This is a genomic window from Tessaracoccus flavescens, from assembly GCF_001998865.1.
Lineage (GTDB): Bacteria > Actinomycetota > Actinomycetes > Propionibacteriales > Propionibacteriaceae > Arachnia > Arachnia flavescens.
The window spans coordinates 3,193,251-3,208,475 of the sequence record NZ_CP019607.1 but is presented as its reverse complement, the minus strand read 5'-3'; the positions used below and the strand labels follow the sequence as shown (position 1 = coordinate 3,208,475).

The 15,225-nt window shown below is 68.0% G+C and carries 14 protein-coding genes, 1 tRNA gene and 1 pseudogene; 10 read left to right on the top strand and 6 right to left on the bottom strand.

Annotation, left to right across the window (positions count from 1 at the left end; genetic code table 11):
* Positions 1–7: 7 nt before the first annotated feature.
* Positions 8–1,513, bottom strand: coding sequence for an ABC transporter substrate-binding protein (locus tag BW733_RS15505; protein ID WP_077351881.1), 1,506 nt, complete (start codon positions 1,511–1,513; stop codon positions 8–10).
* A gap of 129 nt (positions 1,514–1,642) precedes the next feature.
* On the opposite strand from BW733_RS15505, the gene BW733_RS15500 reads away from it, so the two are divergent.
* Complete coding sequence (locus BW733_RS15500; RefSeq protein WP_077351879.1) at positions 1,643–2,806, top strand: FUSC family protein; 1,164 nt, start codon at positions 1,643–1,645, stop codon at positions 2,804–2,806.
* Positions 2,807–2,833: 27 nt separating this feature from the next.
* On the opposite strand, the gene BW733_RS15495 is transcribed toward BW733_RS15500, so the two are convergent.
* The gene (locus BW733_RS15495; RefSeq protein ID WP_161490262.1) at positions 2,834–3,778 is read right to left on the bottom strand and encodes a LacI family DNA-binding transcriptional regulator; all 945 of its coding nucleotides are present in this window, start codon (positions 3,776–3,778) and stop codon (positions 2,834–2,836) included.
* 185 nt (positions 3,779–3,963) lie between these two features.
* Positions 3,964–4,845, bottom strand: a complete 882-nt coding sequence (locus tag BW733_RS15490; RefSeq protein WP_202970227.1) for a nuclease-related domain-containing protein — start codon at positions 4,843–4,845, stop codon at positions 3,964–3,966.
* A gap of 91 nt (positions 4,846–4,936) precedes the next feature.
* On the opposite strand from BW733_RS15490, the gene BW733_RS15485 reads away from it, so the two are divergent.
* From BW733_RS15485 to BW733_RS20190, 4 genes are all read left to right on the top strand, one after another.
* Positions 4,937–5,560, top strand: a complete 624-nt coding sequence (locus tag BW733_RS15485; protein ID WP_077351875.1) for an acyl-CoA thioesterase — start codon at positions 4,937–4,939, stop codon at positions 5,558–5,560.
* A gap of 253 nt (positions 5,561–5,813) precedes the next feature.
* Positions 5,814–6,860 carry a TerC family protein gene (locus tag BW733_RS15480; RefSeq protein WP_077351873.1) on the top strand — a complete coding sequence of 349 codons (1,047 nt, stop codon included), beginning with the start codon at positions 5,814–5,816 and terminating at the stop codon, positions 6,858–6,860.
* A 214-nt stretch (positions 6,861–7,074) separates the two neighbouring features.
* On the top strand, positions 7,075–7,896 hold the full coding sequence (locus tag BW733_RS15475) for a hypothetical protein (protein WP_077351871.1): 822 nt from the start codon (positions 7,075–7,077) through the stop codon (positions 7,894–7,896).
* Between the two features lie 277 nt (positions 7,897–8,173).
* Positions 8,174–8,731 (top strand): winged helix-turn-helix transcriptional regulator, encoded by a 558-nt coding sequence (locus tag BW733_RS20190; RefSeq protein WP_418361346.1) that lies wholly within the window; start codon positions 8,174–8,176, stop codon positions 8,729–8,731.
* A gap of 56 nt (positions 8,732–8,787) precedes the next feature.
* Here the strand turns inward: BW733_RS20190 and BW733_RS15465 are convergent.
* A pseudogene (locus BW733_RS15465) lies at positions 8,788–9,408 on the bottom strand (integrase core domain-containing protein); the annotation flags it as partial.
* A gap of 55 nt (positions 9,409–9,463) precedes the next feature.
* On the opposite strand from BW733_RS15465, the gene rbsK reads away from it, so the two are divergent.
* Both rbsK and BW733_RS18030 read left to right on the top strand, forming a co-directional pair.
* Positions 9,464–10,381: a ribokinase gene (rbsK, locus tag BW733_RS15460; RefSeq protein ID WP_077351869.1), complete on the top strand. Its 918-nt coding sequence runs from the start codon at positions 9,464–9,466 to the stop codon at positions 10,379–10,381.
* 179 nt (positions 10,382–10,560) lie between these two features.
* Entirely contained in the window at positions 10,561–10,797 is a 237-nt protein-coding gene (locus BW733_RS18030) for a hypothetical protein (RefSeq protein ID WP_152024755.1), read from the top strand.
* Positions 10,798–10,814: 17 nt separating this feature from the next.
* Here the strand turns inward: BW733_RS18030 and BW733_RS15455 are convergent.
* Positions 10,815–10,888, bottom strand: a tRNA-Met gene (locus BW733_RS15455).
* 62 nt (positions 10,889–10,950) lie between these two features.
* The gene (locus BW733_RS15450; RefSeq protein ID WP_077351867.1) at positions 10,951–11,952 is read right to left on the bottom strand and encodes an aldo/keto reductase family protein; all 1,002 of its coding nucleotides are present in this window, start codon (positions 11,950–11,952) and stop codon (positions 10,951–10,953) included.
* A gap of 31 nt (positions 11,953–11,983) precedes the next feature.
* Here BW733_RS15450 and BW733_RS15445 point away from each other — a divergent pair, with 31 nt between their 5' ends.
* Genes BW733_RS15445 through BW733_RS15435 form a run of 3 tightly spaced genes read left to right on the top strand, consistent with a single transcriptional unit; the run spans position 11,984 to position 15,197 of the window.
* Complete coding sequence (locus BW733_RS15445; RefSeq protein WP_077351865.1) at positions 11,984–12,568, top strand: DUF1349 domain-containing protein; 585 nt, start codon at positions 11,984–11,986, stop codon at positions 12,566–12,568.
* A gap of 35 nt (positions 12,569–12,603) precedes the next feature.
* Positions 12,604–13,878 (top strand): M16 family metallopeptidase, encoded by a 1,275-nt coding sequence (locus BW733_RS15440; RefSeq protein ID WP_077351863.1) that lies wholly within the window; start codon positions 12,604–12,606, stop codon positions 13,876–13,878.
* Positions 13,875–15,197, top strand: coding sequence for a M16 family metallopeptidase (locus BW733_RS15435; RefSeq protein ID WP_077351861.1), 1,323 nt, complete (start codon positions 13,875–13,877; stop codon positions 15,195–15,197). Before BW733_RS15440 ends, BW733_RS15435 begins: the two co-directional genes overlap by 4 nt.
* Positions 15,198–15,225: the final 28 nt, after the last annotated feature.

The following is a 15,225-nucleotide window of genomic DNA, read 5'->3' as shown; positions in this document are numbered from 1 at the left end:
GGCCGGGTCAGCTCCTGGCGGCCAGGGTGGTCAGATCGAACGACAGGCTGGTCGCGTTCTCCTGCACCCCGGAGATCTCCGGGGTGGTCACGATGATGTTGGGCAGCAGGAAGAGCCAGTCGGCGGCTGCCTGGTCGGACAGCAGCCTCGCCGCGGCCTTCAGGTCGCTCACCTGCTCCTCTTGTGTGCCCTCGTCCGCAGAGGCGAGCAGCGCGTTGAACTCAGGGTTGTTGAAGCCCCAGTAGTTGCCCTCCACGCCGAACGCGACGATGTCGCGCGGCTCCACGTGGGCGACGATCGTCATGTCATAGTCGTGCTTCGCGTAGACCTGGTCGAGCCAGGTGGGGAACTCCAGTTCCTCGACCTTCGCGGTGATCCCGACCTCCGCGAGCTGGGCCGCGATGACCCGGGCGGACGCCGTCGCGTAGGGAAGGTTGGGGACGCGCAGCCGTAGGTTCAGCCCGCTCGCCTTGCCCGCCTCGGACAGCAGCTGCTTGGCCTTCGCCTGGTCGAACGGATACGCCTGGGACAGGTCCTCGTACCAGGGATCGGTAGGCGGGACCATGGAGCCGATCAGTTGGCCCTTTCCACCCCAGGCCGACTTCACGAGGGCCTCGCGGTCGATGGCGTGGTTGATGGCCTGGCGCACCAACAGGTCGGCCAGCGCCGGGGTCGCGTGGTTGAAGCCGAGCACGACCTCGCCCTGTGTGGTTCCCTCGTGGATGGTGTACTTAGAGGTGTCGCTGAACTGGTCGATGGCCTGCGGGGTGGTCAGGTTCGAGATGATGTCGAGCTGCCCCGAGAGCATCGCCGTGGTCATCGTGTTGGGGTCCGTGTAGAAGCGGAAGTTCACAGGGCTGAACCTGGCGGGGGTGCCCCAGTACCCGGAGTTCGCCTCGAGCTGCACCAGCGAGCCCTGGTCCCACCGCTTGAACTTGTACGGCCCGGACCCGGCCGGGGTCGCGTTGAGATCGCCGGTAGCGGTGGGATCGCTGATCAGCCCCGCGGGCCCGGTGATGTTGTAGAGCCACATGTTCGACGGGGTGCTCAGCTTCACCTCGACGGTGTGGTCCCCCGTCGCCTCGACGCTCTCGACCGCGGCCCACTGGGCCCTGATCTGATCGGTGGCGCCCTCGCCGCGGGCCCGGTCGAAGCTCTTGACCACGGCGTCGGCGTTGACCGGGGCTCCGGAGGCGAAGCGGGCGCGCGACTCAAGCGTGAAGGTGTAGGTCAGGCGGTCGTCCGAGATGGTCCAGTCAGTCGCGAGCAGTGGGCGGATGGCGCCTTCGCTGTCGATCTTCACGAGCGTCTCGTACACGTTGTACAGCAGCACGAACGACGTGCCGGCTCCCGAGACGGTGATCGGATCCAGGCCGTCGGGCTCCGCCGTGGCGCCGACGTTGAGCTCTCGCCCGGCGTCCACGTCGGGTGGCGTCGGCCGGGTGCAGGCGGCAAGCGTCAGAGTGGTCACGAGGGCCAGGACGATGCCCACCCAGGATCGGGTTCGGCGCATATTCGGTTAGTCCCTTCGGGGAGACGACAGCGTGGACAGTGTAACCGGATTGCCCCTCGCCGGTCCGGGGGCGCGACCGGCGAACCGGCACACTTCGCGCACGGCGCAATCGGGCGGCAGGATGGCATCATGACTGATGGGAACCGTCGCATCTCGTGGTCGGCCACGAGGCGTTCGCTGCACCGGGCCTCGCTCCGTGCCTTCGACCTGTCGGAACGCACCGCACGGGCGGGCTGGCGTTCCCAGCGGCTGCGGGTCAGCAGGTGGCGTTCCCGCCTGTTCATGATCGTCCAGATCTCCATCGCCGCAGGCGTTTCCTGGGGCTTCGCCCACTACGTGCTGAAGCACCCTTCACCCTTCCTCGCGACGGTGGCCGCCATCATCTGCCTTGGCTTCTCGTTCGGGCAACGCCTGTGGCGGGTGGTCGAGGTCGCCGTCGGGGTCACGGTCGGCGTGTTCATCGGCGATGTCTTCGTGCACTTCTTCGGCACCGGGGTGTGGCAGATCATGCTGGTGATCGGCATCGCCATGTCGGTGACCACCTGGCTCGGCGCGAGGACCCTCATGGTCACGCAGTCCGCCGTCCAGGCCGCGACAGTGCTCACGGTCTTCCCCGGTGTCGACCAGGGCATCTCCCGCTGGCAGGACGCCCTTGTCGGGTGCACCGTCGCCCTGCTCTTCGCGACCGTCGCGCCGACCTCGCCGATCAACCGGCCGAGGATGCTCGCTGCCAAGGTCCTGCAGGAGGCTGCGGGCACCGTCAGGGCGATCGTCGCGGCGGTCAGGGCACAGGACCTCGACGAGACCGAGCAGATCCTCGAGCGGGCCCGCGCCACCGAGTCCGAGCTGTCGCGGCTGCTCACGGCATCGAACGAGGGAATGGCCGTCGTGCGCACGTCCCCCTTCCTGCGCCGCCACCGCGAGTCGGTCCTGGAGGTCTCCGACTTCGTGGTTCCGCTCGACCGCTTCATCCGCAACCTGCGGGTGCTGGCCCGCCGGGCCACGATCGCGACCTACCGGCACGAAACGGTCCCCGAGCCGTTGCTCGGACTGCTGGGCGAACTGGCCCAGGCCATCGACGACTGCTCGAGCGAGCTGTTCGCCCGCCGCCGGCCCGACTCGCAACTGCCGCGGCTGCATGAACTGGCCGCGCGGACCTCGAGCGTCGGCATGGAGGCCAGCCTGTCGTCGATGGTGCTGCTCGCTCAGGTGCGTTCGATGCTGGTCGACCTGATGGAGCTGTGCGGTGAGGAGTACACCGACGCCCGCGACAGCGTCCCCGACATGGACTGAGCCGGCCGCGGAGCAGACTCCTCCGGCTCAGTCGGTCAGGAAGTCGGGCGGCTCGTGGGTGACGAGGTCCGGCTGGACCAGCACGCCCGAGAACTGCGTCTCGGGTTCGGCGAGTTGGGCCAGCACCATGTCGAGCACGACGCGCGCCGCCTCGTCGACCGGCTGCCGCACCGAGGTCAGGCCGAGGGTGCGCGAGATCGGGGTGTCGTCGAAGCCGACCAGGCTGACTCCCCTGCGATTGTGTCTGCGCGCCTCGGTGAACGCGCCGAGCGACAACGAGTCGCTCGCGCAGACCGCCGCGTCTGCCCCGCGCTCGAGCAGCGCCGCCATCGCCTCTGCACCCCCGAGGACCGAGTCCTCGCCCTCCACCGTGAGGAGGTCCGCATCGGCATCGCTCAGGTCCAGAGCCTCCGCCCAGCCCTCGCGACGGTCCCTGCCGACGGGCGATCCGTCGTCCCAGCCGATGAACCCGATCCGGTCGTGGCCGAGGCCACGCAGGTATCCCGCGGCCTCCATCGCGCCGAAACGACCGTCGACGTCGACCCAACGGCCGTGGTCGTCGCCGTCCCAGGGCCGTCCGAAGGACGCGAAGGCGACTCCCTCCCTCTGCAGGTCGGCCGGGCGTGAATCGCCGTACCAGGTGTCGGTGAGGATGCAGGCGTCGATGGCGAGGCTGCGGCGCAGCCCGACGAGCTTGTCGACCTCCTCGTCATTGGTGGAGGCGGGGAAGAGGACGATCCGGTACCCACGCTGGTCGGCCCGCTTGACCAGCGCATGCATGAAGCCGTCGACGATGGTCCCGGAGATGCCGTTGCGGTGCTGGCTCAGCCTCAGACCGAGCGCCATCGACTTCTGGTTGCGCAGCGCCCGTGCTGCGGCGGAAGGTCGGTAACCGGAGCGCTCGATGGCCTCCATCACGCGGGCACGGGTCTCGGGGCGGACGCGGTCGGGGAAGTTCAGAACGTTGGACACGGTCTGTCTCGACACCTGGAGTTCAGCTGCCAGACTGGCCAGTGTCGGCTGGTTCATCGCACCCCCATTGATCGGTCAAAGCGCTGCGCCCACCTAATCCGGCCACTTCCCCGGTGTCAACGACCGCGCCGCGTTTCCTGGTCGATTGTTATCGATCCGACACGTTGCTCGTCGCGTGTCTCGTGTCAGGCCCGCGGGAACGCGTGCGCGAGAAGTCGGTGGACCTCTGCGACATCCACATCGCACGACGACGCCTTGAGCATCATCGCCCTCGTCGCCTTCGGCCACAGGGCGTGGACACCGTCAATCTGAATCGCGCCGCCGATCAGGGGCCAGTCCGCGTCGATGAAGCACAGCACTCCGACAACGGGAACGCTCTCGCCCACCACGCCACGGACGGCAGCGACCTGACGCTTCACGCCGTCCACCAGACGGGTTCCATCTCGTCGCGCGATCACGAGTCGTTTCGTGACGGGCCGCAGGATTCCGCCCTCGATCTTGAGTTCGGGTCTGCCCTTGTAGCGCTTGGCGTCAATCACCCAGACCCCGGAGGGTGTGATGACCAGATGGTCGATGTTCGCTCTGCTCTGCGGCATCAGTCGGTCGTGAAGTGTGCGCCACGACTCGCTTTCCAACTTGTCGAGCGATGCGCCGAGCGCCTCCTCACCGACTGCACCCCGATCCCAGGCAGCTGTGGTCTGCTTCTCGTCCCGGAGAAAGAGTGCGACGGGGGCGAGGCGCCCCCACCTCTCGCGGACGCCCTGCTCATCCTTCAGCCGGCGCCTCTCGTACTCCCGACGCGCTGAGGCGCCCGCGACGCTCTTGAGGGTGCCATCGCCATCGGGATTCGATGTCGGCACGGGAGAGTTGCGTGGCTCCGTGTCATTGACTGCCTCGACGGGAGCCGCGTCGCCGGCCGGGCACTCCACGCAACGCACCGTCTTGGTGGCGCGCTCATACACGGCTTCGATCCGTGCCGGAAGCTCTGTGCCGCACAGCCGACAGGACCCCGCGTAGCGCAACTTCATGCGCTTGTCAGGCGCCGGCTCGGTCGGGACTTCGTTCATCTCACGAGACGGCTAGCAGTGCGCAGCGGGAGGCGGGCGCGCGTCCGGATTCGGCTAGGCTCGGGCGCTGGGACAAGGCGAGGAGGCCCGCGTGAATCTGCTGGTGCGACTGGTGTGGCTGCTGCTGAGCCACCGCCGACGGGGGCCGATCTCGATCTGGGACCAGGCGGTGACACCGATGCGGGTGCTGCCCAACGACCTCGACCTGCTGTGGCACATGAACAACGGCAGGTACCTCTCGCTCATGGACCAGGGTCGCGTCGACCTGATGGTCAGGGCGGGCCTGTGGGCCGAACTCAACAGGAGGGGCTGGTTCCCCGTGGTGGTCGCGCAGACGATCACCTACCGTCGCTCGCTGAACCCGCTCCAGAGGTTCGACCTGGTCACCCGCGTCCTCGGCTTCGACGACAAGGCCGCCTACGTCGAGCAGACCTTCCGTGCGGGAGGCCGCATCCACGCCCATGCTGTCGTCCGGGCGCGCTTCCTCAAGCGCTCCGGCGGCAGCGTCACCGTCGAGGAGTTGCAGCAGCTCACCGGGCCTGTCCCCGAAAGGGTCCGTCTTCCCGAATGGGTGCGGGACTGGAGCCAACGACTGCTGCGCAACAAAGGCACCGAGACCGACGACACCTCGGACCCCCAAACCCGGCAGCAGTGGGCGAAGGTTCTGCTACTCACGGTGAAGGGGGCTGCAGCCGGCCTGCAGAACACCGGCTGAGGCTTCCCGAACGTCCGGGGCAAACCGGCAACGCACTGGCCGACGAGGGCGTCGACGCTGCGGGTGTCCTGTGACAGGTCTTCTCAGCGGCCCCGACCTGGCTGACTTGACGTGGAGGCACTATTCCTGTCTCATTGGATCCGAAGGGGAGTAATCCTCGCTACGCATCGTCAATACGGTCCCGCTGCGGGACCCGGTGCGCAGGGCCCTGAGGGCCGATGAGACCTTCACGATATTCGTGGAGGTTTTTGTCATGACTGTTCCTCTCTGGGCCTGGTTCGCCGTCCTGGGTGTGATCCTGGTGATGCTCGTCGTCGACCTCATCGCCCACCGCACGGCCCACGTGATCGGGGTTCGGGAAGCCGCCGCCTGGTCGATCGTGTGGGTGACGATCGGTGTCGCGTTCGGTGTGCTGGTGTGGACGCTGTGGGGCGCGGAATTCGGGCAGCAGTACTTCGCCGGTTATCTGATCGAGAAATCCCTCGCCGTCGACAACGTGTTCATCTGGGCGATCATCTTCGCCGCCTTCGCGGTCCCCCGCGAGCTTCAACACCGGGTGCTGTTCCTCGGCGTCCTCGGTGCGCTGGTCTTCCGCGGGATCTTCATCGCCGCCGGCGCCGCGCTGATCGAGAACTTCTCGTGGGTCCTTTATGTCTTCGCGGCGTTCCTGATCTACACCGGCTGGCGGATGTTCCGCTCACGCAACGAGCACGTCCATCCTGAGAAGTCCCGCATCCTCAAGGTGTTCCGCAGGTTCGTGCCGATGACAGACGCGTACCACGGGCAGAAGTTCCTGGTCCGCAAGGCGGGGCTTGTGGTGGCGACGCCGCTACTAGCGGTGCTGGTGCTGGTGGAGATCACTGACATCATCTTCGCCGTCGACTCGATCCCGGCGATCTTCGCCGTGACGAGCGAACCGTTCCTCGTCTTCACCGCCAACGCGTTCGCGATCCTCGGCCTGCGAGCCATGTACTTCCTCCTCGCTGACCTGATCCACCGGTTCGTCTACCTCAAGGTCGGGCTCTCGTTCGTCCTGATCTGGGTGGGCATCAAGATGCTGCTGCTGGACGTGCTCTACATCCCGACCACGATCAGCCTCGCCGTCGTCGCCAGCATCATCACCGTGTCCATCGTCGCCAGTCTCCGCGCCACCCGCGGTCAAGGTCGACGCGAAGTACAGGCCGAGTCGGCAGGGGCCTTCCGGATCGCCACCGACGAGGAGCTCGCTGCGGTCGAGCCCGTCTTCGGCCGTCGCTCACCTGTGCCCGCGGGGACGGGGAACGGTCGCTCCGGCGGCTGACAGGTACACCTGCCGACCGCGATAGAGGAGCCACCCCAACGGCGACGGACAACCCGTCCGTCGGCCGTTCCGACGCTGTGGTCCGCCGGGGCGAGAACGGGTCGGAAGGCCTTTCGACGACCGTCCGCCGCCCTCCGGACTGAGCCTGGAGCGCACACCCGGCGGACCCGGCACGCTCTGATCAGTACCACCGCACACCCCGAAGGGAACGCTCATGAACCTGTTCGACCGCCTCAGCGGCCTGGCCTACAAGGCCCTCAACAACAAGACCGCCGCCCCGGCGAAGACCGCTGGCGGCCAGACTCCGGATTGGACGAGCGCCCTGCGGGGCACGGTCGAGGGGCTCCCACGCCCGTCCGCCGCGCCCCCGGCAGCAGCCTCGCGACCGGTGGGACCGACCCCCGCGTCGGAGGACGACCCGGCCGCCAGTGCGGCAGTGGCCCGCTACGACTACCTGCTGCGGACAGCGGAGCCCGCCCAGCTGGAGCGGATCCATGCGGAAGCGTTCGCCCGGCTCACCCCGGAACAGCGCGACCAGCTCCACACGCGACTCCGCACCGAACTACCCCCCGAAGAGCACCCACGCACGTCGCAGCCGGCGGATCTTGCCCGCACCGCCACCCGCGCCGAGGCCGCCCGGCCCGGTATCCTAGCTGGGATTCTTGCGCGCACCCCTCTCCCCGGCGCGGCCATGACCGGGCAGGGGCTCGGAGCGGCCGCCGCGGGTGCAGGCGGCGGGCTGCTGATCGCCGTGGCCGGCGGCGCGGCACTCAGAGCGGTTGCCGCCCCGCTCCTCGGTGAAGCCCTCGCCGCCGGCGTCGATTTCGATGCCTTGGCGGGCTCAATCGATCTGGCAGGCTTCACCAGCGGTGTCGAGGATCTGACCACGGGGGCCGCAGACCTGGCTGGCGGGGCGACTGAGGCCGCCGCCGGAGCAGCGGACCAGATTGCCGGATTGAGCCAAGACGTCAGTAGCGTGGGAGAGCAGCTCGCCCAGCTGGAGATCCCGGGCTGGGGGAAGATTTTCGGGAACTGACTCTCCGGCGGGAGTCTCGCCAGCTGGTCGAGAAGGCCGAGGTCGCTGGAGAATCTACCGACCTGCGCCCGCGCGGCGATCAGGGGTTGCCGACGGGCAGAACCGCCTTGCGGGAGTCGGCCGACTGGTTATGCTTGTGACCAGTTCTGCCCTTGCAGCGGCTGTGGAGGCGGTCACCCTCCTGAATTAGAAGGGTAACTCGCGTATCCTACTTCGTATGAACGACGGCGGCTAGACCTTTCTGTCCAACTAAGGACACGTGCTCGTCGCACTGCCCATGAACCCGGACGCGCGCATGCGCGACATCGCTGACATGGTCGGAATCACGGAGCGGGCGGTGCAGCAGATCGTCCGAGAACTCGTCAACCAAGGCTACGTCACCAAGGACAAGGAAGGCCGGCGCAACCGCTACCAATCGCCCACCACGCTCACCTGCGGCACACGCTCGAAGCGGGGGTCAGCCTGGGCGAGTTCGTGGCGCTGGTCAGGCGACCGGTCGACCGGGCGCGGCTGCCCCGCCCTGCCTCCCTCATTGAAGTGCCCGAGTGCCCCCAGCTCTGAATCCTTCCCTACGTCGTACTGCCGGCAGCCTGAACGCGAGCGCTCCAAGCGGCGGGAGAACGACAGGCGACTCTCGGTGAGGTCGCGGGACTCTCTTGGGCAGGCCCGGGCCAGCGCGAAGTGGTGGTGGACCTGCGCGTGTCCTGCAGTGCCGTCGCGGAGAATGCCCAGGGCCGCGATGTCACTGGCCGAGGAGGGTCTGTGCTCGCTGTGGCCCGGCCTTGAGGGATTCGCCGATTCTGGGTGTGGCGGCGAAGATGTTGCCGCGTCCTAGGCGTTCCAAGGCACCGGTCCTGTGCAGTTGCGCGTGGACGCGTTCGCTCAGGCCGGTCAGGACGAGGTGGCTGCCGACTGTTTGGAGGGAGTCGTGGTAGCGCAGCATGATGGTGATGAAGCGCTGTGGTGACGTTCAGTGTTGTAGTACTCGATCCACGGTGCAAGTGCAGCTGCGCGCTGCTCGTTGCTGGTGAAGACCTGACGGTAGGCCCATTCGGTGGCGAGGGTGCGGTTGAGTCGTTCGACCTTTCCGTTTTGCCACGGGCAGTGAGGACGAATGAACTTCCGAACAGCGCCCGGCGATGCGCAGACATTCTTCAGGTCGGTGGAGTAGCGGTACGCAAACGCGTTGTCGGTCAGGACCCTCTCGATGCGGCTGATGCCTTTGCCGGCGAAGTACGCGGCTGCGCGCTCCAAGAAGGCGGCGCAGGTCGGACCCTTTTCATCGGGCGGGATCTCGCTGTAGGCCATTCTGGTGTGGTCATCGACCAACGAGTGGACATAGTCGTAGCCGATCTTGGTTTTGCGGTCCCGGTTACCGGCGCCACGGCCGAAGGCGCGCCAGCCGCCTCCCGGCGGGATCTTGCCAAGTTTCTTCACGTCCATGTGGACAAGTTCGCCGGGTCGGCCGCGTTCGTAGCGCGCTGCGGTTTGTTTCGATGAGACCAGGATCACCGATCCAGCCCCCTAGGATCGGTACCACCACCGGCAGCGCGGCGAGGAGGCACGGATGGACATCGCGGTCATCGGCTCGAACATGGTCGACCTGATCAGCTACATCACCCGGATGCCCGAGGAGGGCGAGACGATCGAGGCGCCTGACTTCGCGCTCGGCTGCGGGGGCAAGGGCGCGAACCAGGCCGTCGCCGCGTCCCGACTCGGCTCCGAGGTGCTGATGGTCACGCGCGTCGGCGACGACCTCTTCGCGGCCAACACGGTGCGCAACTTCGAGCTCAACGGGATCGACACCACCTTCGTGCTGCCGACCCCCGGCACGTCCGGAGTCGCCCCCATCTTCGTCGACGAGCAGTCGCGCAACTCGATCATCATCGTCAAGGGCGCCAACGGGGCGCTCTCCCCCGACGATGTCGAGGCGGCTGCCGCCGAGATCGCCCGCTGCAGCCTGATCGTGCTCCAACTGGAGATCCCGCTTGCGACGGTCAACGCGGCGATCGAGCTGGGCAGCAGGGCGGGCGTGCCGGTGCTGCTCAACCCCGCCCCGGCCACCGAGGGACTCGACTACGAGCGCGTCGCCTTGTGTGAGTACTTCGTGCCGAACGAGACCGAGCTTGCCATCCTCACCGGCCTGCCTACCTCGACGCTCGAGGAGGTCAGCATCGCGGCCCGCAGCCTCGTCGAGCGCGGCTGCCGCAACGGCATCGTCACCCTCGGGTCGAAGGGCGTCCTCCTCGTCGATGCCGAGGGTGAGGAGCTGATCGCCCAGACGACCGCGGTCGAGGCGGTCGACACGACCGGGGCCGGCGACGCCTTCATCGGCTGCTTCGCGCACGAGATCACGCACGCAACGCCCCTGCGCGACGCGCTCGTACGGGCCAATGCCTACGCGGCTCACTCCGTGACCGGCCGCGGGACCCAGAGCTCTTACGCCACGGCCGACGAGTTCTCCGCCTGGGTCGAGGGCCGCTGACCAACGCCATCGCCACCAGGGTCGCGGCTCCAGGGGCACCGACACGGCGGCCCAACCCGCCGGGATCACGCTCTCCCATCTCGCCAATGGCGAAGCTTTCTCATCACTAACCACAGCGATCAGATCCTGCTTAGGGTGAAAGACATCGCCAATGTTGACGCTCATCACGGGGAGAGTTGATGAACACACACGCAACACGCAAGCGCGCCAGAAGGCTCGCCGCATCGCTCATCGCCGCCGCTGTGACGGTGACGACTGGGGCGGTCACGGCCACCGAGGCCGAGGCCGAGGCCGCCTCCATCCACGACTGCCTCACGGCCACGGAGATCGCCTCTGGGCTCCCGACAGAATCGCTTGAGCGTAGTTCGGGACTTTTCACCGAGAAGCCAACAGCCCCTGACCTGGTTTTCACCTGATCAGGGGCTGTTTCTCGTAGCGGGGACAGGATTTGAACCTGTGACCTCTGGGTTATGAGCCCAGCGAGCTACCGAGCTGCTCCACCCCGCGTCGGTGAAACCAACTTTAGCGGGGTTCTTTGGAACGCACAAATCGAAGCCGTCGCCCTCTCGTTACGGGCGCGACTCAGGTGCTCGGGTGTGGGACGGGTCGCGCTCGACGATGTCGCCGAGCGCCTCGTCGATCTTCGCCATCAGCTCGGCCGGAATCTCCACCCCACTGGCCTTGACGTTCTCGCTGATCTGCTCTGGGCGCGAGGCGCCGATGATGGCCGCTGCGACGTTCTGGTTCTGCAGCACCCAGGCGACGGCGAGCTGAGCCATGGTCAGGCCGAGCTCGTCTGCGATCGGGCGCAGCTTCTGCACGCGGGTCAGCACGTCGTCGTTCATGAAGCGGCTGATCATGTTCTGGCCGCCCTTGGTGTCGGTGGCCCGCGAACCCTCGGGCGCGGCCTGACCCGGCTGGTACTTGCCGGTCAGGACACCCTGGGCGACGGGAGACCACACGATCTGCGAGATGCCTGCCTCCTCCGAGGCTGGCACGACCTGGTCCTCGATCACGCGCCACAGCATCGAGTACTGCGGCTGGTTGGAGATCAGCTGGATGTTGAGTTCCTTGGCCAGCTTCGCGCCCTCGCGGATCTGGTCGGCGGTCCACTCGGACACGCCGATGTAGAGCGCCTTGCCCTGCCGCACCACGTCGGCGAAGGCGATCATGGTCTCCTCGAGCGGGGTCTCCACGTCGAAGCGGTGCGCCTGATAGAGGTCGACGTAGTCGGTCTGCAGGCGGCGCAGCGACCCGTTGATGCCCTCCATGATGTGCTTGCGGGACAGGCCGACATCGTTGGCGCCCTTCGGGCCGACTGGGAAGTAGACCTTCGTGAAGATCTCGAGCGACTCGCGACGCTCCCCCTTCAGCGCATCCGCGAGCACCTCCTCTGCGACGGTGTTGGCGTAGACGTCTGCGGTGTCGAAGGTGGTGATGCCCGCATCGAGGGCCGCGCGGACGCAGGCCTTTGCGGCGTCGTTTTCGACCTGCGACCCGTGGGTCAGCCAGTTGCCGTAGGTGATTTCGGTGATCTTGAGTCCGGAATTTCCGAGATAGCGGTACTGCATGGGCACGACATTACTCGGCTAGCGTTACGCCATGGAGACCACCCGCATCGCCTGGTCAGAAGGGATCTGGACCCACCCGCCCGTCGACGCCGTCGAGCGCGACGGCGACCTGATCGTCACCTGCGCCGAAGGCTCGGATGCGTGGCGCACCACCTCGTATGGTTTCGTCCACGAGTCCGAGCACGGGCTCGTGCGGCCGCTGCCGCAGGACTGCGCGATGGAGGTCACCTTCACCACCGACTACGACCAGCAGTTCGACCAGGCAGGCATCTTCGTGGTCGCCGACCAGACCTGCTGGATGAAGGCGGGCGTCGAGTTCGCAGACGGGCACCCGCAGCTGGGCGCGGTCGTGACCAACCCGAACTCCGACTGGTCCGTGGCCAGGATGGATGCGTGGGCGGGACGGAGGGTCCGGGTGCGGGTCTCCCGGTCGGGCGACGCGCTGACGGTCCGCGCCGGCCTCGACGGCGACGAACTGGCCCTCGTGCGCGTGGCCCCGTTCCCGGCTGAGGCCGAGGCCGCCGCGGGCCCGCTCGCCGCGGCGCCCACGAGGGCAGGCCTCGTGGTCACATTCCACGAGTGGTTCCTCACCGCGTCCGACTCGTCGCTGCACTGACGCGACGCACCGGGCAGGCGCTAGTGTCTCTGCACATGACCGAGGCCCACCTGCACTACGAGCTGGCCAAGCACCGCCTGGACAACGGACTCGAGGTGGTCGTGGCCCCCGATCCGGATGCTCCCGGCGTCGCAGTGAACCTCTGGGTCGAGGTCGGCTCCGCGGATGAGCGTCCGGGCAAGACCGGCTTCGCCCACCTGTTCGAGCACCTCATGTTCCAGGGCTCCGGGCAGGTGGCCTCCGGCGAGCACATGGCGACCGTCGAGACCCTCGGCGGAACCGTCAACGCCACCACCTCCAGCGACCGCACCAACTACTTCGAGACGGTGCCCCGGGGCGCCCTCGACCTGGCGATGTGGCTCGAGGCGGACCGCTTCGCGAGCCTCGCCATCACCGGGGAGAACTTCGAGACCCAGCGTCAGGTCGTGAAGGAGGAGAAGCGTCAGCGCTACGACAACCAGCCCTACGGCGACCTGCTCGAACTGCTGATCGCGCAGCACTTCCAGCCCGAGCATCCGTACGGTCACCTGACCATCGGGTCCATGAGGGACCTGGACGACGCGTCGCTGGAGGACGTGGCCTCGTTCTTCGAGGCCTGGTACCCGGCGAGCAACCTGCGCCTCGTGCTCTGCGGGCCGGTCACCGCCGACGAGGGCATCTCGCTCACCGAGACCTACTTCGGCTCGCTTCCCGCCGTCCCCAAGCCTCAGCGGGCAAGCTTCGAGGCACCGCTGGCCAGGCCGGAGCTGATCGAGACCGTCACCCGGGCCGTCCCGCACTCGCTGACCTACCTGTCGTGGGGGGTGCCCGACGCGGCAGACCCCGTCCAGCCAGCTCTCCACCTGGCGCTGTCGGTCCTCGCCGACGGCAACTCCTCCCGGCTGCACCGCGCGCTCGTGCGCAACGGCGACATCGCCAACGAGGTGCACAGCGCGCTGCTGCCCCACCGCTCCTCCACCTCGGTGGCCACCATCCTCGGACGTCCGTCGGACGGCGTGGGGACCGATGCGCTGAGCGGACGAATCCTCGACGAGCTGGCCCGCTTCATCGACGAGGGCCCAACCGAGGAGGAGGTCGCCCGCGCGGCCGCCCAGTACGAACGCGACTGGCTCTGGGACCTCGCCACGACGAGCGGTCGCGCCGACGCGATCAACGACGCCTGGCTCGTCCACGGCGACCCGGCCAGGATCAACACCCACCTCGCGGAGGTGCTGTCCGTGACCCCAGACGATGTGCGAGGCGCTGCCCGAACCTGGCTGTCCCCCACGGCCGCACACCAGCTCCACTACCTCGCGGAGAATGCCCGATGACCCGACCTGACGTCACGCTAGCCACCCCCTGGCACTTTCCGACGCCGACGATCACCAGGCTGCCCAACGGCCTGACGGTGTGGCACTTCCATCTGCCCGGCCAGCACATCGCCACCTTCGAGGCCGTGTTCCCCGCTGCGCTGAGCAGCGAGCCACGCGACGTCGAGGGCGTGGCGACCGTGGCGCTGCACGCCATCGATGAAGGAACGCTGACCCACCCGGACGGACGGATCGGCGAACTCCTCGAGGGCAACGGGGCCACCCTGCACGGCATCGCCCGGTACCGGCACACGACCTTCGGCGGGCAGGCCCCGTCGCGACGCCTCGGAGCGGTCCTCGACCTCTTCACGGAGGTGCTCACCGAGCCCGCCTATGCGGAACGCGACATCGTGCACCACATCGAGGCCCAGATCGCGGGCTTCGACTCGACGCTCGCCTCACCCGGGGGCAGCAACGGCCTCGCCTTCCGCCGTGCCCTCTTCGGCGAACAGCACCGCGACGGCCGTCCGGCGGCCGGAACGCCTGCCACGCTCAGCCCGATCGACGCCGACCGCGTCCGCGCCTGGCACGCCGCGCACTTCGTTCCCGACCACACGACGCTGCTGATCGCCGGCGCGGTCGACGCGGACGACGTCATCGCCCACTTCGCCGACTGGCGACCTGGAGCCCCGACGCCTGCACCGGCCTCCAGCGCCCCGGCCCTGCCTCCCCGCGTCGTGGTGGTCGACCAGCCGGGGGCTGTCCAGGCGACGCTCACCATCGGCAGCCGAACCGTCACGCGCGACGATCCGCGCTGGGCGGCGCTCCGGATCGCCGGGCACGCCCTCGCCGGGGCCTTCGCCAGCCGGCTCAATCTGGAACTGCGCGAGCGGCTCGGCTACACCTACGGCATCAACGGGGGCTTCTCCCCCGGCGTCACCGAGGGGCAGTTCGCGGTGGGCGGTAGCGTCCGCAACGAGGTGGCAGGCGATGCCGTCGCCCGCCTCATCGAGGGGCTCGCACTCGCCGAACCGCTGACCGACGCCGAGGTCGACGACGCGCGCCGGTACCTGATCGGGGTCGCCCCGCTCGCCAACGAGACCTCGGCCGACATCGTCGCGCAGTCGTCCTCCCTCGCCGCCGCCGGGCTCGACCCGGGGGACATGGGAAGGCACTTCGAGGCGCTGGCGACGGTGGGCGCGGACGCGGCCACCACCGCCTACCGCTCCGCCATCAGCCCCGAGCTGTGCAGCGTCTCCGTCACCGGAGACGCCGAGGTGCTCGTCCCCCAGTTGGAGGCCATCGGCCTGGCTCCGGAACGGATCGATCTGAGGGCCTGAGGCGCCGACCACACGGGGCCGGCGCCGT